Source organism: Methanothermobacter sp. KEPCO-1 (assembly GCF_008033705.1).
Classification (GTDB): domain Archaea; phylum Methanobacteriota; class Methanobacteria; order Methanobacteriales; family Methanothermobacteraceae; genus Methanothermobacter; species Methanothermobacter marburgensis.
This window is the reverse complement of the sequence record NZ_CP042937.1, coordinates 578,313-598,018: the sequence shown is the minus strand read 5'-3', so window position 1 is coordinate 598,018 and position 19,706 is coordinate 578,313. Positions and strand designations below refer to the sequence as shown.

At 47.8% G+C, this 19,706-nt stretch carries 22 protein-coding genes; 13 read left to right on the top strand and 9 right to left on the bottom strand.

The annotated features are described in order from the left end of the window. The first annotated feature begins 47 nt into the window (after window positions 1-47). The 3 genes from FVF72_RS03245 (at window position 48) to fbp (ending at window position 3,650) form a co-directional block, all read left to right on the top strand. The gene (locus FVF72_RS03245; RefSeq protein WP_013295098.1) at window positions 48-1,286 is read left to right on the top strand and encodes a methanogenesis marker 16 metalloprotein; all 1,239 of its coding nucleotides are present in this window, start codon (window positions 48-50) and stop codon (window positions 1,284-1,286) included. 25 nt (window positions 1,287-1,311) lie between these two features. Next, entirely contained in the window at window positions 1,312-2,454 is a 1,143-nt protein-coding gene (gene thiI, locus FVF72_RS03240) for a tRNA uracil 4-sulfurtransferase ThiI (RefSeq protein WP_013295099.1), read from the top strand. A gap of 98 nt (window positions 2,455-2,552) precedes the next feature. Further along, window positions 2,553-3,650: a fructose-1,6-bisphosphate aldolase/phosphatase gene (gene fbp / locus FVF72_RS03235; protein ID WP_013295100.1), complete on the top strand. Its 1,098-nt coding sequence runs from the start codon at window positions 2,553-2,555 to the stop codon at window positions 3,648-3,650. Window positions 3,651-3,741: 91 nt separating this feature from the next. Here fbp and FVF72_RS03230 read toward each other — a convergent pair whose 3' ends face one another. Genes FVF72_RS03230 through pgsA form a run of 4 tightly spaced genes read right to left on the bottom strand, consistent with a single transcriptional unit; the run spans window position 3,742 to window position 5,895 of the window. Then, window positions 3,742-4,383, bottom strand: a complete 642-nt coding sequence (locus tag FVF72_RS03230; protein WP_013295101.1) for a DUF434 domain-containing protein — start codon at window positions 4,381-4,383, stop codon at window positions 3,742-3,744. Further along, complete coding sequence (locus tag FVF72_RS03225) at window positions 4,383-5,024, bottom strand: TIGR00153 family protein (RefSeq protein WP_238523382.1); 642 nt, start codon at window positions 5,022-5,024, stop codon at window positions 4,383-4,385. Before FVF72_RS03225 ends, FVF72_RS03230 begins: the two co-directional genes overlap by 1 nt. A 22-nt stretch (window positions 5,025-5,046) precedes the next feature. Then, window positions 5,047-5,280: a DUF357 domain-containing protein gene (locus FVF72_RS03220; RefSeq protein WP_013295103.1), complete on the bottom strand. Its 234-nt coding sequence runs from the start codon at window positions 5,278-5,280 to the stop codon at window positions 5,047-5,049. 45 nt (window positions 5,281-5,325) lie between these two features. Then, the gene (pgsA, locus tag FVF72_RS03215) at window positions 5,326-5,895 is read right to left on the bottom strand and encodes an archaetidylinositol phosphate synthase (protein ID WP_147671197.1); all 570 of its coding nucleotides are present in this window, start codon (window positions 5,893-5,895) and stop codon (window positions 5,326-5,328) included. 55 nt (window positions 5,896-5,950) lie between these two features. On the opposite strand from pgsA, the gene FVF72_RS03210 reads away from it, so the two are divergent. The 3 genes from FVF72_RS03210 to FVF72_RS03200 all read left to right on the top strand — a co-directional run bounded on the left by FVF72_RS03210 (window position 5,951) and on the right by FVF72_RS03200 (window position 8,697). Then, window positions 5,951-6,574 (top strand): L-threonylcarbamoyladenylate synthase, encoded by a 624-nt coding sequence (locus FVF72_RS03210; protein WP_147671196.1) that lies wholly within the window; start codon window positions 5,951-5,953, stop codon window positions 6,572-6,574. Further along, window positions 6,571-7,275: a DNA repair and recombination protein RadB gene (gene radB / locus FVF72_RS03205; RefSeq protein WP_147671195.1), complete on the top strand. Its 705-nt coding sequence runs from the start codon at window positions 6,571-6,573 to the stop codon at window positions 7,273-7,275. The genes FVF72_RS03210 and radB overlap by 4 nt, the downstream gene beginning before the upstream one ends. Before the next feature lie 264 nt (window positions 7,276-7,539). Further along, on the top strand, window positions 7,540-8,697 hold the full coding sequence (locus tag FVF72_RS03200) for a pyridoxal phosphate-dependent aminotransferase (protein WP_147671194.1): 1,158 nt from the start codon (window positions 7,540-7,542) through the stop codon (window positions 8,695-8,697). Between the two features lie 238 nt (window positions 8,698-8,935). Here the strand turns inward: FVF72_RS03200 and FVF72_RS03195 are convergent, their stop codons facing one another. Beyond that, window positions 8,936-10,711, bottom strand: a complete 1,776-nt coding sequence (locus FVF72_RS03195) for a ribosome biogenesis/translation initiation ATPase RLI (RefSeq protein ID WP_147671193.1) — start codon at window positions 10,709-10,711, stop codon at window positions 8,936-8,938. Between the two features lie 248 nt (window positions 10,712-10,959). After that, a complete protein-coding gene (hmtA2, locus tag FVF72_RS03190; protein WP_013295109.1) occupies window positions 10,960-11,166 on the bottom strand; it encodes a histone HmtA2 in 207 nt (68 codons plus the stop codon). A 252-nt stretch (window positions 11,167-11,418) separates the two neighbouring features. Here hmtA2 and pth2 point away from each other — a divergent pair, with 252 nt between their 5' ends. Genes pth2 through FVF72_RS03165 form a run of 5 tightly spaced genes read left to right on the top strand, consistent with a single transcriptional unit; the run spans window position 11,419 to window position 14,167 of the window. After that, window positions 11,419-11,757, top strand: coding sequence for an aminoacyl-tRNA hydrolase (gene pth2 / locus FVF72_RS03185; RefSeq protein WP_147671192.1), 339 nt, complete (start codon window positions 11,419-11,421; stop codon window positions 11,755-11,757). A gap of 20 nt (window positions 11,758-11,777) precedes the next feature. Next, the gene (locus FVF72_RS03180) at window positions 11,778-12,428 is read left to right on the top strand and encodes a delta 1-pyrroline-5-carboxylate synthetase (RefSeq protein ID WP_147671191.1); all 651 of its coding nucleotides are present in this window, start codon (window positions 11,778-11,780) and stop codon (window positions 12,426-12,428) included. After that, window positions 12,429-12,590, top strand: coding sequence for a zinc finger domain-containing protein (locus FVF72_RS03175; RefSeq protein WP_013295112.1), 162 nt, complete (start codon window positions 12,429-12,431; stop codon window positions 12,588-12,590). A gap of 49 nt (window positions 12,591-12,639) precedes the next feature. Then, window positions 12,640-12,909 carry an elongation factor 1-beta gene (locus FVF72_RS03170; RefSeq protein WP_147671190.1) on the top strand — a complete coding sequence of 90 codons (270 nt, stop codon included), beginning with the start codon at window positions 12,640-12,642 and terminating at the stop codon, window positions 12,907-12,909. 22 nt (window positions 12,910-12,931) lie between these two features. Then, entirely contained in the window at window positions 12,932-14,167 is a 1,236-nt protein-coding gene (locus FVF72_RS03165; protein WP_187239666.1) for a tripartite tricarboxylate transporter permease, read from the top strand. A gap of 77 nt (window positions 14,168-14,244) precedes the next feature. Here FVF72_RS03165 and FVF72_RS03160 read toward each other — a convergent pair whose 3' ends face one another. Further along, on the bottom strand, window positions 14,245-15,171 hold the full coding sequence (locus FVF72_RS03160; RefSeq protein ID WP_255503784.1) for an RsmD family RNA methyltransferase: 927 nt from the start codon (window positions 15,169-15,171) through the stop codon (window positions 14,245-14,247). A 41-nt stretch (window positions 15,172-15,212) separates the two neighbouring features. On the opposite strand from FVF72_RS03160, the gene FVF72_RS03155 reads away from it, so the two are divergent. Together FVF72_RS03155 and FVF72_RS03150 are read left to right on the top strand one after the other, a co-directional pair. Next, window positions 15,213-16,784, top strand: coding sequence for a CpaF family protein (locus tag FVF72_RS03155; RefSeq protein WP_147671187.1), 1,572 nt, complete (start codon window positions 15,213-15,215; stop codon window positions 16,782-16,784). Continuing rightward, window positions 16,738-17,874, top strand: coding sequence for a type II secretion system F family protein (locus tag FVF72_RS03150; protein ID WP_255503783.1), 1,137 nt, complete (start codon window positions 16,738-16,740; stop codon window positions 17,872-17,874). Before FVF72_RS03155 ends, FVF72_RS03150 begins: the two co-directional genes overlap by 47 nt. A 90-nt stretch (window positions 17,875-17,964) precedes the next feature. Here FVF72_RS03150 and FVF72_RS03145 read toward each other — a convergent pair whose 3' ends face one another. Further along, complete coding sequence (locus FVF72_RS03145; protein ID WP_147671186.1) at window positions 17,965-18,900, bottom strand: ATP-binding cassette domain-containing protein; 936 nt, start codon at window positions 18,898-18,900, stop codon at window positions 17,965-17,967. Further along, window positions 18,897-19,691, bottom strand: a complete 795-nt coding sequence (gene cbiQ / locus FVF72_RS03140; RefSeq protein WP_147671185.1) for a cobalt ECF transporter T component CbiQ — start codon at window positions 19,689-19,691, stop codon at window positions 18,897-18,899. Before cbiQ ends, FVF72_RS03145 begins: the two co-directional genes overlap by 4 nt. Window positions 19,692-19,706 lie beyond the last annotated feature (15 nt).

Genomic DNA, 19,706 nt, shown 5'->3' with positions numbered 1-19,706 from the left:
TTTGAGGATTGTAAAATAACTGTTCTTGTTGTTTTCTGGTGATTAATTTGAGGAGGACCATCTCAGAAATAAATGAGAGGATACTGGATGGTGAAGCAACCGTTTTAACAGCCGGGGAACTCAAGGAGCTGGTCCTCAACGATGAGGCCCCATCTGCAGATGAGGTTGACGTGGTAACAGCGGCCACCTGCGGTGTAATGTCCGGGACAGCAGCGGTAATGCATTTCAGGGTATCTGAACCTGGTTCATTCAGGAAGGCTGTTTCAGCTGAACTGAATGGCATACCAGCGTATCCTGGCCCATGTCCAAATGAAAACCTGGGTTCAGTGGACCTCTTCATTTATGGGACAGCCAGAAGCGTCAGGGACCCTGAATATGGCGGCGGATTTCTTCTCAGGGACCTTCTCATTGGATCTGAGGTTGATGTGACTGTAAAGTCAGAGGATGGAACTTCCATTGAATCCACAGTTACCCTGAAGGATATTGAAACAGCGAGGATCATAGGAACAAGGATGGCATTCAGAAACTACACAGCAATTGTCAATCCATCAGATAAACCTGTAAGATCCATATTCAATGCATTTGAAATGCCACCCCACTGTGGAGGCCTCTCATTCTCAGGCTGCGGTGACATCAATCCCCTTGAAAATGATCCAGGCATGGAGGCCATCAGGAGGGGAACCAGCGTACTCTTAAATGGTGCCAGGGGCCTCGTGCTGGGTGAGGGTACAAGGAGCAGCCCTGAAAGACCAAATCTCATGCTGAGCGGGGACCTGCATGATATGAAACCTGATTACATTGGGGGATTCAGGACAGCCGCAGGACCCGAGATATTCAACACCATCGCAGTCCCACTGCCCGTGACATCTGAGAGGGTCTTTGAGAGACTGCTGGTTCTTAATTCAGATATAGGGTTACCTGTTGCAGACGTGAGGGATCGATCAAGGATAATCCATGATCTGACATATGCGGATACATGGGCTGGTGACGAGAGACCCACCTATAACCCTGAAAGGTGTGCTGACTGCCTCCCATGCCTGGCAGCGGAGAGGTGCCCAACCCATGCAATAGGGGATGGACTGGACACCGATAGGTGCTTCGGATGCGGTGTATGTGCCTTCTCATGTCCCTACGGGGCGTATGAGATGGATACAGGTGAGGTCAGGATTGGTGATAGGACGGTACCCATCGTATGCAGACAGTCAGACAGGGTGAGGGCATCCAGCCTCGCCCGTGAACTCAAAGAACTCATAGAAAAGGGTAATTTCCTCATAGGGGGGTGTTAGTATTCTTGAATATGATGTTATACTTGTGAGATACGGTGAGGTTGCAATTAAGGGGCCGGCTGTTAGAAGGAGATTTGAAAAAAAACTCCTCAGCAATATAAGGGCTGCTTTCAGCTGCAGAGCAGAAATCAGGCATGGAAGAATATTCGTATTCCCTGATAACATGGATGAGGCCCTTGATAAACTTTCAAGGATCTTTGGGGTGGTATCCTTTTCACCCGCGGTGACTGTGGAAACCGATTTTGATGTTATAGAGGTGGCGCTCCGGGAATATGTGGGTGAACTGAAACTGGAGGGTCTCATCACAGAGAGAACACCCTTTGCCATAAGATGCAGAAGGGTTGGGCAGCATGACTTCACAAGCCAGGAGATGGCAGCCTTTGCAGGTTCAGTTGTGGTCAGGGAGATCGGGGCCCCGGTGGACCTTGGAAACCCTGACCTTGAGATCCACCTTGAAATAAGGGAGAACAGGACATACATCTACCACAGGGTCATCCAGGGTCCTGGCGGCCTGCCTGCCGGTACCCAGGGCAAGGTTGTTGCCCTTTTATCCGGGGGAATAGACTCACCTGTTGCCACATATCTCCTCATGAAGAGGGGATGCCAGGTCGTTGCGGTCCACACCGATAACTCACCATTCACAGCTCCCGAGTCCCTTGATAAGGTTGAGAAAATCGCTTCAAAACTTGAGGAGTATTCTGCTGGAGTTGAATTCAAACTCAGAATTTTCAGGTATGGAAGTTACCTTGAAAAATGCAGGAGAGAAGCCCCTGAGAATATGACCTGCGTCCTATGTAAGGCTGGAATGTACCGCCTCGCCGAGATGGTTGCAGAGGAGGAGGGGGCACTTGCAATAGTGGATGGGAGCAGCCTCGGGCAGGTGGCATCCCAGACCCTTCCAAACATCCTCGCCACAAGGATGGCGGTGAGGATGCCTGTCCTCAGCCCCCTCATAGGCATGGATAAGGTGGAGATAGAGGCCCTTGCAAAGAGGATAGGCACCTATGACATCTCGGTGATACCCGATGGTGGATGCGGTGCTGTACCCCGCCATCCCTCAACGGCAGCGGATACAGCCTCCATCAGGGAACTCTCAGAAAAAATCCAGGTTGAAGATGAAATTGAGAAGATATTCAGATCAGCTTCAGAAACAGAAAGCCCTGAATGATCGTTGCAGATTCTGTGGATAACTTTTTAAATAATCAGATCACATCTTTTATATAAAGAATCCAGTTAATTAACTCACTATCTTCTGGAGGTGTAATGATGAAAACAACCATTAGTGTAATTAAAGCAGACGTTGGAAGCGTAGCAGGTCACGCAGTCGCACATGAGGCATTAAAGAAAAAGTGCGACGAGATACTGGCAGAAGCCAGGGATACAGGAATCCTTGAGGATTATTATATTACCAACTGTGGAGATGACATTGACCTCATAATGACCCACAGAAACGGTGAAGAAAATGAGGAGGTTCACCAGACAGCATGGAACGCCTTCAGGGAAGCCACAGAGGTGGCCAGGGGCTTAAAACTTTACGGTGCAGGGCAGGACCTCCTCTCAGACACATTCTCAGGAAACATCAAGGGTATGGGCCCTGGGTGCGCTGAAATGGAATTTAAGGAGAGGCCAAGCGATCCTGTTATAATTTTCTGCTGCGACAAGACAGAACCTGGAGCGTTTAACCTGCCCCTCTTCAGAATGTTTGCAGACCCATTCAACACCGCGGGCCTTGTTATCGATCCAACACTTCACAACGGATACGAATTCGAGGTCTTTGATGTTGTTGAACACAAAAAGGTTACAATGGCATGCCCTGATGAGATGTACGACCTCCTCGCCCTCCTGGGTTCAATCAGCCGCTACGTGATAAAGAAGATACACAGAAGGGACGACGGTGAAATAGCAGCCTCTGTGAGCACAGAAAGACTGAACCTCATGGCAGGAAAGTACATAGGAAAGGATGACCCGGTCGCAATCGTAAGGGCACAGTCAGGATTCCCTGCAGCAGGAGAAGTCGTTGAACCCTTCGCATTCCCGCACCTTGTGGGTGGCTGGATGAGGGGATCACACAACGGGCCACTGATGCCTGTTGCCCAGAGGGATGCAACACCCGTCAGGTTCGACGGACCTCCAAGGGTAATAGGGCTGGGATTCCAGATCGCAGACTGCAAACTCGTGGGCCCAATTGACATGTTTGATGACCCATCATTTGATCGCTCAAGGCAGCTTGCATCTGAAATTGCAGAGTACATGAGAAGACACGGGCCATTCGAACCCCACAGACTCCCATCAGATGAAATGGAGTACACATCCCTTCCAGGTGTGCTTGAAAAACTCGGGGACAGATTTGAGGACATGGATTAAAGGGGCTTCCACCCACATTTTATTTTTTTCTGAACACTGGATTCTGCCAGGCGTTGATCCTGTACTTCTAAATGATTGGTCTATCCTGTCATTATCCCTTCTTTGGTTTCTTCTTGTTGATTCTCCTGAGTATCTCATGGGGAATGTCAATCACCATCTCCACAGAGTCGATCACAGCACCGTCAGCTGTTGCCACCACACCCCCACTTTTCTTAAGCCTTCTGTCAACGCATGATGAGAGAATAGCACGTCCCTCAAGTTCCCGGGAATCCATGAGTTCCTCGACGATCTGCCTCAGTCTGCCACTGTGGCTGACGTTCCTGTCAAAGTAGAAAAACACCTCTTTAACACCTGAATCTGATAGGAAATCCATTATGGCATTCAGGGCCCTCAGGGTTACTTCACCCATCCTGTAACTCCCTGAAACACTCCTTACATCCCGCAGAAACCCATCCTGGGCAATGAAGAACCCTTCACCCCCAAGAACGCTTTCTGTGCCTATGAGTACATTGTAGCCATCAATGTGGACAGTGGCACCCCTGAGGGAATCTGGACTTACCAGCCGGGAGAGTCTCCTCTTTCTGGTTTCATCTGAGAAGACGTACCTTGCAAGGTAATTTCTTTCCCTCTTCCCGAGAAGATAGTGGTTTGCAACGAAATTAAGCGCAACGCGTTTACGGTAACCCCTGTTGAGGAGGTACTTCAGGTCCTCAACGGCCATTTTAAGGGTCATCAGCCTCTTCTCTTGGCTATTATTATGAGGGCACGGTCAGAAGCATCTTCGGCCCTGTCGGAAATGTTCCCGATCTTCCGGGTGATTTCCTTCATGTCCATGAATTTTATGACACCCATCTCCTTCTCCCTGTAGGCAGAGTAGAGGTCAGTTATGATCTTCCTCTCAATTGCATCCACCTCATCCTCAAGGCCCTCAATTTCATGGACCTTCCTCATGGCCTCCCCGAGGTCCCTTTCAAGGAGTTCCACGCACTCCTTAAGGGCGTGAACAGTCTTTTCTGTGACATCCATCATCCTCTGGAAGTCCTCCCTGAACCCTGAGGGAAAGGAAACCCTTCCAAGGGATACAGTGAATGCGGTTGATTCAATAACGTCAGCAACCTTGTCTATGCTCTCAACGAGCATTATACGGTCCTCCCTGTCGAATGGTAGAAAGGCCCCTTCATAGAATTCAAGCTCCATTTTCCTTCTTATCTCATCGGCCTCATGCTCACTAACCGCTATCTCCCTTGCGAGTCTAGATACACTTCTGCAGTCACCACTGTAAAATGCCTCCATCAGCTCCTCCAGCTTCAGGTAGCATTCCATGACCTTATCAAGGTGCTTGCGCCCATACTTCTCAACTTTACCCTCTTTCATGAAAAACTTCATTTTATCTCCATCATATAATTCCGTGAAGCATTCTTAGGCCATCCAGAAGGCCGTGGGCGTAGGTTATGCACCCGAAGGATGTGATGTAATCCCCCTTCTTTAGGTAGTAGATGGAGTCGTCCCTGTAGTTCAGGGCCCTCTCAATGATGGCCCTCTCCTCCCCTTTGAATTCTATGGATTCCATTTCCATTAAATTTTTCTCAAGAAGATCAAGGTCCTTTTCTATGCGTTCCCTGCATTCCATTTAAACACCTCATCAATCTTTTAATCAGGGACTTTTCCTGAGGCACTATGTTTTCATCTGCCCCCGAACGTACATCATCCTCTGGATCACCGTGAAGTAACCTGCAATTACAAGAATTATCATGGCAGCGTTCATATACCATAAGCCAAGGAAGTATCCGGCAAGGGACCCTCCAATGAGTATTATGAGCCGCTCAGCCCTTTCAGCAACACCCACAGTGCATTCGAGGCCCTCGGACTCGGCCCTTGCCCTCACATAACTGACCATGAGGCTGGAGTGGAGGGCCAGCATACCTGTGAGAATCCCTGTGAACCCCCCTGCTGTTATACCGATGATGATTATGCCATCTGAGAACCTGTCAAGGGTTGAATCCAGGAAACCACCAAATCTGGTGGGGCTGAACCTCCTCCTTGCAACAGCCCCATCAAGGACGTCTATGAATCCGCTTAATGCAAGAAGCAGGGCACCGTTAATAATATTCCCTGTGGCATAGGATGCAGCTGAGGCACATGCAACCAGGAAACCGGTGAACGTTATATAATCTGCAGGTATTCCAATCTTCTCTGCGATAGGGTCTATGAACCTTCTGAGTGCCGGTCTGAACTGATTCAACATGAACTCATTTATATTGATTACAGATATATAAATTGGTCATGGATCTGGTGGTTCAATGATAATCCGGAAAATCAGAAGAGAAAACCCATCACAAAAGGCGATTGATGAGGCAATATCTGTTATGGAGAGGGGCGGGGCAGTGATATACCCCACAGATACCATCTATGGCCTCGGGGTCAATGCACTTGACGGGGAGTCAGTGAGGAAGCTCTTCAGGATAAAGGGAAGGGCCCCTGATAAACCGGTATCCATATGTGTCTCAGGGGTATCCGAGATACCGAGGTTCTCAAAACCATCAAGCCATGCCATGGAGATAATCAGGAGGATATTGCCGGGCCCCTACACGGTTTTACTTGAGAAGAAGGATCTGGTGCCGGATATTCTCACGGGGGGATCATCAAAGGTGGGTGTAAGGGTTCCTGATGATGAGGTATGCAGAAGGATATCAGCAAGGTTTCCGGTGACAGCCACAAGCGCCAATATATCAGGTAGGCAACCATCAGCTAACCCCCATGATATAATGGGGGATCTGGAGGTTGACCTAGTGCTTGATGCAGGTGAATGTGACAGCACTGAACCATCCACAGTTGTTGATCTTACAGTTGAACCACCCGCTGTTCTGAGGGCTGGTAGAGGGGACCCGGAAGTTATCTACAGGATTTTCAGGTGTATAAGATGAGGACCCTTATGGAGCTCGGTGAAAACGGAAGGCTCCCCACCGGTTCATCCATTGACTCCATACTTGGAGGGGGTGTTGAGAGGGGAACCATCACCCAGTTCTATGGGCCCCCAGCTTCTGGCAAAACCAACATCGCAATTAAACTTGCAGTTGAAACTTCAAAGAGAGATAAAAAGACAGTTTTTATTGATACCGAGGGTGGAATTTCCGTTGAAAGAATAAAACAGGTTTCAGGATCTTCATTTGAAAGGGTTGCCGATAATATAATAGTTTTTGAACCATCTGGCTTCAAAGAGCAGGGTGAAGCCATTCAAAGAACACTGAATGTCCTGAAAAACCATGGCGATTCAGTTGACCTGATTGTACTTGATTCCGCGGTGGCCCTATACCGTCTAAAGGAGGGTAACGGATCTAATTTCAATGTTGATCTTGGAAGACAGCTTTTCCTTCTTCTGCAGATGGCCAGAAGATTTGACCTTGCGGTGGTTATAACCAACCAGATATATTCCCTGAGGGGAGATGATGGGGTGGAGAGGGTGAGGCCCGTTGGCGGGACCCTCCTGAGGTACTGGTCCAAAACAATTGTTGAACTTGAAATGGGTGATAGGCCAGGTGAAAGAGTTGCTATACTCAGAAGGCACAGAAACAGACCTGAAGGTTTGAGAGCCAGTTTCAGGATAGTTCCTGAGGGTATTGTCTGAGCTTGAGGGATTTTAATTTTTCCAGGATAGGTCTTCTATTATCATCTGGCCGGGCGCCGGGAGGTTAATCTGGGTCCTTAGAGTAGGATATGGGCCCAGAATTTTATTACAGAATCTCTGATGCTGAACAAAGTTTATTAAGTGGTTTGTTTAATATGATATGGAACACGGTAATAGTGTGGCCTATGGTTGAGGTTCAGCCTCGGGTAGATAAGAGAAGCCTTCTTCTCTTTCATTAGGATACTCTGGTGCTGATGTGATAAAATGATTTCTCCTAAAAAATATGCTAAAGCCGCAAAAGTGCCGCCAAACGGCTTTAAAACTTCAAATGAGTTTTTTAACTACGTCTTCAAGGACAAAGAAATGATATGGATGGGTCAGAACACCAACCATCTTCATGATCACTCTGAAATAGCGGAAGCCATGATTGATTGCATAAATGAGGGTAGTTACTGTAAGTATCCTCCTCCTGAGGGATTCCCGGAACTCAAGGAACTTGTACTGAAGGATCTGGGACTGGGGGATGGCTTTGAGGCCCTCATAACCGCTGGGGGTACGGAGTCCCTGTATCTCTGCATGAATGATATTCTCAACCCTGAGGACAATGCCATAACATGTGATCCCGGCTACCTGATAATTGACAACTTTGCAAGCAGATTCGCATGCAGTGTCAAATCGGTCCCAATATACAGCAGTGAATGTGGGTATAAACTGACACCCGACCTTGTGCTTGAGAATATGGACAGCAACACCCGCCTGATTTCACTCATTGACCCCCTGAATCCGCTGGGATCATCATATACGCTGGAGGAGATAAAGGCATTTGCAGACATTGCAGTGGACCATGATGTTTACCTTCTGCACGATATAACCTACAGGGACTTTGCACAGGAACACCACCTTGCAGCTGATTACGCCCCCGACCATACACTTACAGTGTACAGCTTTTCCAAGATATGTGGGATGGCAGGTCTCAGGATAGGTGCAATTGTTGCAACTGAGGATATTGTTGAGTCAGTGAAGAGCATCGTTATAAATGACCTCGGTACAAATGTTGTATCCCAGGCAGGTGCAATTGCAGCCCTCAAATCAAAGGATAGGTGGGTTGACAGGATACGGGATGTGACCTTCAAAAACCAGAGGATCATCAGGGACGCTGTTGAAGAGGTTGAAGGGGCATTTCTTCCGGTTTACCCATCAAATGGAAACATGATGGCCATAGATATACATGAAACCGGGGTTAACCCCGTTGACCTTACAGACTACCTTCTTAAGAGGAAGATCTTTGTAAGGCAGGGTGCATACACCAGCAAGATATTCGGGGACAGGTACATACGTCTCAGCTTCTCCATACCAACTGAGCAGGTCGAGATATTCGCTGAGAACTTTGTGGATGTGATGGAGTTCCTGAGGCCATCATAATTTCACAATTTAGTTTTTTTAATCTGTGCTTTTTTGGCTAATTTGGCAGATAATCTGTAGCTGTAATTTTTATTCGGATCTGTTTTTTGAGGCTTTTAATTTTGGTAGATAATTCGCTATTCTCTCTTCAATTAACGCAGATTATGAGCGCATAAGTGGTTCCTTGGAAAAATAAAGAAGGGAGGTATTATCTGGTGGATATCTTAGGGAGGTTTTGAAAAGAGGGGGGTGTTCATTATTATTCTGTTTTCAGGTAATAGTATTCCCCCATCTCCTTCTGCTGCCTGTCAAGGAAACTTCCAGGCTTGTTAACACGCGGCCTTTTTGTTTCCTTATCCCTCCTGAATGTTATTCCTGTTTCCCTTAGGAATGTGTTCATAGCTTCCCTGAGTTCTGTGGGGCTTCCTGCACGTCCTTCAACTCCCGGTTTACCACTGAAGACCATGGCCCTATCGGATATGTAGTCAATGAAGATTATGTCATGGTCAATTATCATGGCAGACGCATTCCTGCTTTCAATTATCCTTCTTATGGCCTTGGCTGCAAGCAGGCGCTGTTCAACATCTAGGAATGCTGTTGGTTCGTCCAGAACATAAAGTTCCGCATCCCTGGAGAGAGCAACTGCAACTGCAAGGCGCTGCAGCTCACCACCACTCAGTTCATTAACTGCCTTGTCAAGTATCTCCTCAAGATTGAATGGCCTCATTATCTCGCTTTTGAAAAGGTTCGATCCGTATGAGGGGGCGTTTGCATACAGGAACTCCTCCACGGTACCGGTATAATCCGATGAAAGGTACTGGGGCTTGTAGGATATCTTTATCTTCCTCTTGACCTTTCCCTCGTCGGGCTTTTCAACACCTGCAAGGATCCTTGCAAAGGTTGTTTTACCTATACCGTTTGGTCCGAAGGCTGTGATAACCTCGTTGAGGTATACCGTGCCCTCCTCAACATTAAGGCTGAATACTGGATGGGACTTCATCATATTTGAGTACTCCACGAGGACCTCACCCTCTTCCCCGGCTCTTGGGGGTTTTACCTTGAATTCTATTTCATGATCACGGAACCTCACGTTCTCCTCCCTGAGGAAACCCCTGATGTAGGTGTTGATCCCCACCCGGACACCGCGGCGGTTGGATACAACCCCGTATCCACCTGGCTTACCGTAGAGTATGTGGACGTAGTCTGACATTGCATCAAGGGCGGCCATGTCGTGTTCTATCACCATAACGGATTTCCCCGCCTCTGCAAGGGACCTTATGACCCTTATTGCATTGAGTCTCTGCTTCACATCCAGCCATGAGGTTGGTTCATCAAAGTAATAGAAATCTGCTTCACGTAGAGCTGCAGCTGCGATTGCTACACTCTGTAGTTCACCACCACTGAGGTTTGATATCTCACGACCCATTATCTCCCCAATCTCGAGGGTTTCAACTACTTCATCTGTTCTTTTTGACTCTATACTCAGAAGCAGATCCTCAACCTTTCCCTTAACGTACTTCGGGATCTTATCCACCATTTGGGGTTTGTGCACAACGGTTACCTTTCCTTCACTGAGGTTCTGGAAGTAATTCTGCAGCTGGGATCCCCTGAAGTGGTTTATAATTTCATCCCATCCTGGTGGGTCCTGGAAGTTGCCGAGGTTTGGCCTGAGTTCCCCCGACAGTATCCTTATGATTGTTGACTTTCCGATACCGTTTGGACCTATCAGCCCAATCACATCCCCCTCTGTCACGGTGGGGAGACCAAAGAGTTCAAACATGTTCTGACCGTACCTGTGAACCGGGTCTTCAAGGGCCTCGGGAAGATTTATAACACTTATGGCCTTGAATGGACACCTTTTTGTACATATACCACAACCGGAACACAGTTCCTCAGATATGAGGGGTTTCTTTGTTTTCTCATCAATTGTTATGGTGTCCTCATCCATTCTAACTCCGGGACAGTACTCTATGCAGACGTAGTTGCATTTCTTTGGCTGGCATCTATCATGATCGAGTATTGAGATTCTGGTCAATTCTATCACCATTGGTATGAGGATGAAAATTCAGTTTCGGTTGATTATGGTATGTGGGGTGGTAAATAAATTCATTCTCAGAACTTCAGACCCCTTTGAATTATTGTTGCAGCGGGAATAAATAGTCAACAGTCCAGAGGATACTGAAGTATGACACTTAAAATTCAGTCATCCTCCAAACCCATCCGGTCATAGACCTGACGGGGATACTGAAGTATGATATTTAAAATAAAAATAGAAATGGCCATTTATAGCTTTTTAACGGCCAGTTCTATGTCTGATGCTTTAACAGTTTTTCTGCCGGCATGTTTTGCTAGTTTAACAGCTTCTGCTGCTATTTCTTCGCCTTTGTCTTCCAGAATTTTTGCAAGTGTTTCCCTTGCGTCGTCGCTTATTCTCTGGGCACCGGCATTTTTTATTATTCTCCCAACTGGTGCTATGGGTAATTCGGCCATAATATCACCTCAATTCTATATTTAAACAAATACTATTTAAATTTATCGATTTTTCGGCACTCTTTTCCATCCATATCATGATTCTATACTTCCCAGCCTTGCAGATTGTCACTGTAACACTGGCACCAACCTTCTGGTTTGGAGGGGCACCTCCAGTTGAGGTGCGCATGAGATGGGCACTGATGACTTTTCATTTTTTCGCGCTGGAAACAGTTATTAGTATCAACCAATATAGACCCGGATGGTGGGAAAATGAAACAGGTCATAATAGTGAGGTCTGATCTGAAGATGGGAAAGGGTAAAATAGCAGCCCAGGCCTGTCATGCTTCTATTGGTTCATTCAAAAAAACAGATCCTGATAAAATCAGAAGATGGGAAATTGATGGTTCAAAGAAGGTTATAGTTTCAGTTAAGAGCCTTGATGAGCTCCTGGAGATATACGAATCTGTGAAGGATTCGGGGATCTCATACTATCTTGTGAGGGACGCCGGCCATACCCAGATACCTGCAGGCACCATCACATGTCTGGGCATAGGCCCTGACGACGATGAGAAGATAGATAAAATAACAGGCGACCTCAAACTTCTCTGAGGCTGGAATATGGTGATATTATGGACTGGCTTGTTAAGATAGGGGGTAGCTTATTCCCTGAAAATGCTGCAGAACTTCTTAAAAGCCTTGAAGGAACAGGGGTTGCTGTTGTTTGTGGCGGTGGGGATTTTGCAGATAGAGTGAGGTACTACGACAGGATTTCGGGATTTTCTGAAAGCGCGGCCCATGATTCGGCCATACTCTGCATGGATATTACTGGAAGACTGCTTTCTGACCTTTGTGAATCTGCTGTTCCAGTGAGGACACTTGGGGAGTGCAGGGAGGTAGCCGGGAGTGGTCTGACACCTGTGATACTGCCATCTGAACTCCTGCGTTTTACTGATCCTGTGGAACACTCATGGAGGGTGACCTCGGATTCCCTCTCACTCATAATAGCACACATGCTCGGGGCGAAACTTTTAATAGCAACGGATGTAGATGGTATATATACGGAGAGGCCACCTGCCAGTGATGCTAAACTTATAAATGAGATAAGTGCTAAAAACTTACTATCTTTTGGTGAGACATCAGTGGACGAAGCACTACCTGAACTTCTCATTAAACTGAAAACTGATTGTTATGTTGCAAACGGGAAGTTTCCCGAGAGGGTGCTGTCCATTTTAAGGGCAGGTGCTTCAGAAGTTATATGTACAGTTATAAGAGGTGATTAGATGACAAAGATGGAATGCACATCCTGTAAGCAGGAGATACCTCTGGTTGAAACCTATGTGAAATTTGAATGCCCCATGTGTGGTGAGATGATCTACAGGTGCCAGAAGTGCAGGACCTTCGGACACACATACCGCTGCAGCTGTGGATTTGAGGGACCATAGGAAAAATATATAAATTAGTATTACTCAAGATTCTGTATGGAGGTATTTCATGGGAGATGTAGTAGCTACCATAAAGGTTATGCCTGAAAGTCCAGAGGTTGACCTTGAGGCACTCAAGAAGGAAATAGAATCAAGGATACCCGAGGGTACTGAGCTTCACAAAATAGAGGAGGAGCCAATAGCATTTGGCCTCGTTGCACTAAATGTGATGGTTGTTGTGGGCGATGCCGAGGGCGGAACCGAAGCCGCTGAGGAGAGCCTTGCGGGTATTGATGGTGTCAGCAATATAGAGGTAACCGATGTGAGAAGGTTAATGTAGCTCCCCTTTCCGGGTGATTGGGATAACCGATATCCTTTTTGCCTGTTTTCTTGGGATCATCACGGGCATATTAACGGGCCTGATTCCAGGCATCCATGTTAATACTGTGGGAGCATTCATTTTCGCATCATCAACCCACCTTCATGTATCTGAGGAATTCCTCGCTGTTTTTTTATTATCACTTTCAGTGGCACACGCCCTTCTTGAGTTCATACCATCAGCGCTTCTTGGGGTGCCTGATGATGGAACAGCCATCTCTGTCCTCCCGGCTCACAGGCTGGTGCTGGAAGGTAAGGCCGGGGAGGCCATAAGGGCGGCCACGGTTGGTGGTGTTGGAGGGATTCTCATCACGATAATCCTCCTACCATCACTCTTTCTGATTTTACCACCACTATACGATTTCCTCAGACCCCATATATGGTTGATTCTGATTCTGGTATCTGTTTACATGATAATAAAACTCAGCAGAAATTTCGAGGCCGTTATCTGGGCTTCGGCGCTTTTTCTCTTCTCAGGCGCGATGGGGTGGCTCATGTTTCAGACGCCCTTGTCGCCGGGTCTTGGGCTCATGACACTTTTTACAGGGTTTTTTGGACTCAGCACCCTCCTTTACAGTTTAAATTCAGCATCAGATATTCCTGAACAGAGCAGGGTTCAGTTCACAGAGTTCAACATGAACACCCTGAGGTCGGTATCTGCAGGTGGCCTGGCATCTGTTTTACTTGGATTTCTTCCTGGATTTGGACCGGCCCAGGGCGGGATGATAGCAGCCTCCCTCACAGGTTCAGGTGGTGAGGATGCACCTGAGGATTTCATCATGGCAATTTCAGGTCTGAACACATCAGACGCACTCTTCTCGCTCCTCACACTCTACCTCATAGGAAACCCCAGAAGCGGTATTGCGGTCTACATTTCAGAGATTGTTCAGGATGTCAGCATGGCCCATCTCATACTCTTCATATCAGCGTCTCTCCTTGCGGTCTCTGCCGCTGCAGTAGCCTCCATAAAGCTGGGCGATCATCTTGCATGCGGCCTCTCAGGTATCAACTATAGAAGGGTATCGGCCTGTGTAATGCTCTTTATGGTGGCATCCATCTTCTTTTTCGCCATCATGGAGGGCGTAAGCCTGCTGTTCATTGCAGTGGCGCTCCTGACATCCACTGCCTTTGGGATAATCCCCCACTGTGCAGGTATAAGCAAGTCACATCTCATGGGGGTCCTTGTGATTCCTGCGGTAGTGATATATATGGGAATTTGATTTTTTTAATCGTGTCAGAATATCAGTTAGATAGGCACCCAAAAATTAAACCAGATTGTAGAGGTCCAGCATCCAGTTCATTGAATCAGTAGAACCCTCTCTGCCAGTTTTACTGCAGCCTCAATGAACTCCTTTACCTCCACACCAGGGAATGGATCCACAATACATAGCTCAAATTTTTCATCCAGGATTTCAGGAAGATTTCTGATGTCCTCAGAGTATATTCTGAACCTTTCCTTCCTGAAGCCATTGATCTGAAGGTTAAGGCGCGTCATCTCACATGCATCCCTCCAGATGTCATTGAAGACAACCCTTTCTGCACCTGCCATCAGTGCAAATATTCCCAGGGTGCCCGGACCGCAGGTGGCGTCCAGAACCGTCTCTGGGCGAATTGATAGGATTTCCCTGGCAGCGGTTTCTATTTTCTGGTTTTTTGCACCTGCAAATTCTATGTGAAGCCTGCTCTGCCTCCGGTATATGGACATTGAACCTGCAGGGGTATCTATGATATCACACCTCATATCACAGCCTGCAAGAAGATCGTATACCTCTGGAATCCTGGATGAATCCATAACCCCTGGTGTCACCGAGGGATCGCCCCTTATGACACCCTTAACCTCGGGCACATCAGTTATTATCATCTCCGCAGTTTTCCCAGTGATGGCAGGTGTTAGAAGAACAAGCGAATCCTCTGGCAGGAAGGGGACCGATTTGAGGGGAAATGCAGGAGTTATGAGCGGAACACCGGCGTCCCTCAACCTGGCATTTTTTTGGATGACCCCATTCTCTATAAGGATCATGGATACCTGTGCCATTACAGAATCAAGGTGCCTTCTGCCACATTCACATTCTTCAAGGGCCGATTCAGTCACATGTTCCATTATGGGTCTGAACTTCCTGAAACCAGGGTTTACACAGCCCTCACAGGGGTCGTAATAACCCCTCAGTTCATGCTTGTTATGTGCACGAAGAACCTCTCCGCAGACTGGACACCTTGCTGACATACACTTAAATATTATCCTCCACATATTAAAAGATGAGTAACATGAGGGACAAGAGGAAGGAGATTCTGAGGGAAATTCTCGGAGAATTCGCAGCGGATGAGGAAGCGACTCCAAGGGAAGAAAAAAGAGAGAGGCCTGCGGAATCGGAATTCAAGGTTGAAAAGGTGCTTGAAAAGCCATCACCGAAGCCCGCCCCCCGTGGTCCCGATATAAAGGATGTTGAAATCATTGAGGGCGACCTCATACCCAAATACAAGGTGTCCCTTCCAAAGTTCTCTGAGAAGGAAAGAGAACTCCTCAACGAGATACGTGAAAAACTTGTTGAGGTTGCGGTATCCAAGGGTGAGGATTTCAGGATAGACGAATCCACCTTCATGTCGGAGGTTAAGGAATTTCTCAGGATGAAGGGGGTTCGCAATGTTGATAAGCTCGCCAAGCAGATCTCCCAGGAGATGCTGGGTTACGGCGAACTTGACCCACTCATCAAGGATGATGATCTTGAGGAGATAATGGTAATCGGTGTCAACAAACCCGTCTTTGTTTACCACAGGAAGATGGGTATGATGATAACCAACGTGGTCTTCAAGGACGATGATGATATAAAGGCCATTATTGACCTCATTGCAAGGCAGGTGAACAGACGTATAGACCAGCAGACACCCATACTGGATGCAAGGCTGCCTGATGGCTCAAGGATCAATGCGACAATACCACCGGTATCTCCGGACGGATCAACACTCACCATACGAAAATTCAGGAAGGACCCCTTCACTGTAGTCGATCTCATCAACTTCAAGACCATGTCCTCACATCTTGCAGCCTTCCTCTGGGTCTGTACTGATGGGCTCGGGGTGAAACCATGCAACGCCATAGTTGCAGGGGGTACTGGTTCAGGTAAAACAACAACCCTCAACACAATATCCGCCTTTGTACCCCCAACCGAGCGTATCATAACAATTGAGGATACACTGGAACTTCAGCTGCCCCACACCCACGTCCTGAGGATGGAGACAAGGCCACCAAACATAGAGGGTAAGGGTGAACTGGACATGGACACCCTGGTTAAGAACTCCCTCCGTCAGAGACCCGACAGGGTGATAGTCGGGGAGGTCAGGGGTGGAGAGGCAATAACACTCTTCACAGCCCTCAACACAGGGCACAGTGGGTTTGGAACGCTTCACGCAAACACGGCCCGGGAAACAATAACCCGTCTCATAAACCCCCCCATGAACGTGCCGAGGATAATGATACCTGCCCTTGACTTCATAATCATGCAGAACAGGATGTATCGTCCTGAAGGGGGTTCCATAAGGAGGATAACAGAGGTTGCCGAGGTTGTGGGTATGGAGGAGGGCAATGTTCAGCTCAACAGGGTCTTTGAGTGGAACAGCGTAACAGATAAGGTGGAATACGTTGGAATAGCCAGCCAGACCCTCAGGGAGATAGCTGAACTCAGGGCCATAAGCATAAATGAGATAGAGGAGGAGATCGAAAGAAGAAGACTTGTCCTTGAATACCTGGCCGATGAGAACATAAGGTCCATAGATGAGGTGGGACACTACATAAATGAGTACTACAGGGACCCGGACGGTGTTCTTGACAGCATACTCTGAGGCAGATACAATGGTCTCAATCAGGGATATATTCGATAAACTCGGGGGAATCACTCTCACATCCACGAAGAAGGTGGGTGAGGGCGTTCAGAAGCCCGTTAAGAAGATAGGTGAGATAAAGCCAAAGGCACCCCCAATTGGAAAACCAGGGGGAATCCTGAAGAGGGAATCTGAGAAACCAAAGCCAGGTTTTCTCTCAAGAAGGGGGTCAGCGAGGGTTATAAGCAGGATGAAGATGACCCCTGAGGAGATAGAGGTGTTCAAGGGCCTTATAGAGGCAGATAAGAGGCTCGAGGAGAGGGGAGAGGACAGCGCAACCCGTGAAAGCTTTCAGAGGGCGTCCCTTGAGGAGATACTGAAGGAGGAGGAGAAGGAGCAGCTCGACCCCAAACTCATAATGATACTTGGTGGGGGCTCAGGGGCGGTGCTGCTGATTGTGATGGTCGTCCTTGGCTTCGGGATCGAGATAGGCCTTGCAATGATGCTGGCTGTTCTCTTCATGGCTATAATTATCATATTCCTCCCGAACCTTCAGAAGGGCAAACGTTCAAGCGAGGCTTCCCGGGAACTGCCATTTGCTCTCCGTCAGATGGCCACTGAACTCAAATCAGGGCTCGGGCTCCATGATAGTATGCGTTCAGTTGCAATGTCAGGCTATGGTGCCCTTTCTGAGGAGTTCGCGAGGACACTTGAGGAGATCAAGTATGGTGAGACCACTGAGAGTGCCCTCATTGAGATGAGTAACCGCATAGAATCCGATGGCCTCAAGAGGGCCGTATACCAGATCACAAGGACCCTCAACAGTGGTGGGGATCTCTCAAAGACACTCAATGTTATTGCAGATGATATTGCATATGAGATGAGGATGAAGCTCAAGGATTATTCCCAGAAGCTCAACTCCTTCACCATGATCTACATGTTCCTTGCGATTCTGGGACCCGTTATATTCCTTGTAATGCTCCTGGCAGCATCCACTGTTATGGGGTCAGTCCTGCCACCCATAGCCATTATACTGATATACCTCTTCCTTTTCCCAATGCTGGTGGGGTTCATGGCCTTCATGATCAAGAGGCTTGAGCCAAAACTTTAGATAATTGTGATAGGGCATTCATCGCTCCCCTCAGGAAATCAAACACATCATCATCTTCCCCGAGGGTGGCTGTATCTTGTGATACGGCATTCATCGCTCCCGCAGCACATGTAGAAGTTCATGGTACTTCTCATCCCCGAGGAGGTGCATGAGTTTATGCTGTTTTTCTTCACCCAGAAAGTGAAGCAGCCTGTGGTATGCTTCTGCCCCGAGAAGGTGCAGGAGTTCATGGTATGCTTCCTCCACCGTTAGTTTAACATCAACATCAAAGCCTGCCATCCTGAGGCGGTTCATGAGGTCAGCGGTCCTGGGAAGCCTTAAACTGGCCCTTCTTATTATTTCAGGTTCTCCAAAGATTTCCCCGGGTGTTCCCTCGGCTATGAGTTTGCCGCTGTTTAGAACAAAGATTTTCTCAGCGAACTGGCTGAGTATTTCAACGTCGTGGGAGGATATTATAACTGTTATGCCCTCCCTGCTCAGTTCAAGGAGTATCTCGATTATCCCATCGGCGGTTTCAGGGTCCAGTCCTGTTGTGGGCTCGTCAAGGACCATGATTTCAGGCTTCATGGCAAGGATCCCTGCAATGGCCACCCTCTTCTTCTCACCACCGCTCAGATGGTGGGGCGCCCTTTCTTCATAGCCGGACATACCCACCCTTTCAAGTGACTCCCTGACCCTTTCATTGACCTCATCTTCACCGAGTCCAAGGTTCATGGGGCCAAAGGCAACATCATCCCTCACTGTTGGGGAGAAGAGCTGGTCATCGGGGTTCTGGAAAACTATACCCACCTTCTGCCTTATCCTCATAAGTTCAGATTTGCTGTAATTGATTTTCTCTCCATCGATTATTATTTCGCCGGCTGATGGCCTTAGTATCCCGTTGAGGTGCAGAAAGAGTGTTGACTTACCGGCCCCGTTGGGGCCTATGACGGCAACCCGTTCACCTCTCCCTATTTCCATGTTAATGTTTCTGAGGGCTGTGGTGCCATCTGGGTAGATGTAGCTGAGGTTCTTCACCTGGATCATTTAATCACCGGAAGTGACGTCTGGATGACGTGAAGAACCGCAAGTATCATGATATTCGCAGTCACAAACAGCACTTCTTTTCTTCCTATTTTGGAGGCTGCTGTGTACATCCTGCTTTCAGGTGTGTAGCCGCGGCTAAGCATGCTGAGATACACCCTTTCCCCCTGTTCATATGCCCGAAGGAACATCATGGCAATGGTTTCACCCACCTTCCTCAGCCTCCACCGGTAGGGCACATTTTTGTTCCAGATATCAAAGCAGCGGGTTTTCTGGGCATTCCTTATTCTTTCAAGTTCGTCATAGAAGAAGAAGAGGTACCTGACGGTGAGGTTTAAGAGCATCGCAAAGTCGGAGGGAACACCGATTCTCCTTGCTGAGCCAACAAGTTCCTGCATTGACGTTGTTGAGGAGAGAAGTATAACTGCGGTCACACTCACAGTCACCTTTCCGAGAAGCAGTGCCCCAAAGATGATTCCCTGAAGGGTCATGTCAAATCCAAACGGCCCTGCCCAGATCACGTCCCCGGGCCTTATGAATGGCTGGAAGAGTGCTATGAATCCGCCGAATGGGAGTATGAGAATGAGCCTTTTAATGGCATAGGATGGTGACACATTTGAGAGGAAGATCAATAAGATAAGGTAAATCTCCATGAGGATGAGTGTTGTAATACTCTGCGTGGCAACCGCAAAGACGATTATGATAAATGTTATTATGAGCTTGACACGCCCATCAAGGCTGTGTATTGAACTCTCCTTAAGGCTTTCCCTCTCTATGTTTATGAGGTCTTCCATTCAGCTTCCCCACAA

Bases quoted from the DNA above. Each gene is read 5' to 3' on its own strand.
- FVF72_RS03200 (WP_147671194.1), top strand. From the start codon at position 7,540: ATGATTTCTCCTAAAAAATATGCTAAAGCCGCAAAAGTGCCGCCAAAC.
- FVF72_RS03145 (WP_147671186.1), bottom strand. From the start codon at position 18,900: ATGATCCAGGTGAAGAACCTCAGCTACATCTACCCAGATGGCACCACA.
- FVF72_RS03220 (WP_013295103.1), bottom strand. From the start codon at position 5,280: ATGGAATGCAGGGAACGCATAGAAAAGGACCTTGATCTTCTTGAGAAA.
- cbiQ (WP_147671185.1), bottom strand. From the start codon at position 19,691: ATGGAAGACCTCATAAACATAGAGAGGGAAAGCCTTAAGGAGAGTTCA.
- FVF72_RS03155 (WP_147671187.1), top strand. From the start codon at position 15,213: ATGAGGGACAAGAGGAAGGAGATTCTGAGGGAAATTCTCGGAGAATTC.
- FVF72_RS03180 (WP_147671191.1), top strand. From the start codon at position 11,778: ATGGACTGGCTTGTTAAGATAGGGGGTAGCTTATTCCCTGAAAATGCT.
- radB (WP_147671195.1), top strand. From the start codon at position 6,571: ATGAGGACCCTTATGGAGCTCGGTGAAAACGGAAGGCTCCCCACCGGT.
- pgsA (WP_147671197.1), bottom strand. From the start codon at position 5,895: ATGTTGAATCAGTTCAGACCGGCACTCAGAAGGTTCATAGACCCTATC.
- fbp (WP_013295100.1), top strand. From the start codon at position 2,553: ATGAAAACAACCATTAGTGTAATTAAAGCAGACGTTGGAAGCGTAGCA.
- FVF72_RS03210 (WP_147671196.1), top strand. From the start codon at position 5,951: ATGATAATCCGGAAAATCAGAAGAGAAAACCCATCACAAAAGGCGATT.
- hmtA2 (WP_013295109.1), bottom strand. From the start codon at position 11,166: ATGGCCGAATTACCCATAGCACCAGTTGGGAGAATAATAAAAAATGCC.
- FVF72_RS03225 (WP_238523382.1), bottom strand. From the start codon at position 5,024: ATGAAAGAGGGTAAAGTTGAGAAGTATGGGCGCAAGCACCTTGATAAG.
- pth2 (WP_147671192.1), top strand. From the start codon at position 11,419: ATGAAACAGGTCATAATAGTGAGGTCTGATCTGAAGATGGGAAAGGGT.
- FVF72_RS03150 (WP_255503783.1), top strand. From the start codon at position 16,738: ATGAGTACTACAGGGACCCGGACGGTGTTCTTGACAGCATACTCTGAG.
- FVF72_RS03230 (WP_013295101.1), bottom strand. From the start codon at position 4,383: ATGACCCTTAAAATGGCCGTTGAGGACCTGAAGTACCTCCTCAACAGG.
- FVF72_RS03170 (WP_147671190.1), top strand. From the start codon at position 12,640: ATGGGAGATGTAGTAGCTACCATAAAGGTTATGCCTGAAAGTCCAGAG.
- FVF72_RS03175 (WP_013295112.1), top strand. From the start codon at position 12,429: ATGACAAAGATGGAATGCACATCCTGTAAGCAGGAGATACCTCTGGTT.
- FVF72_RS03160 (WP_255503784.1), bottom strand. From the start codon at position 15,171: ATGTCAGCAAGGTGTCCAGTCTGCGGAGAGGTTCTTCGTGCACATAAC.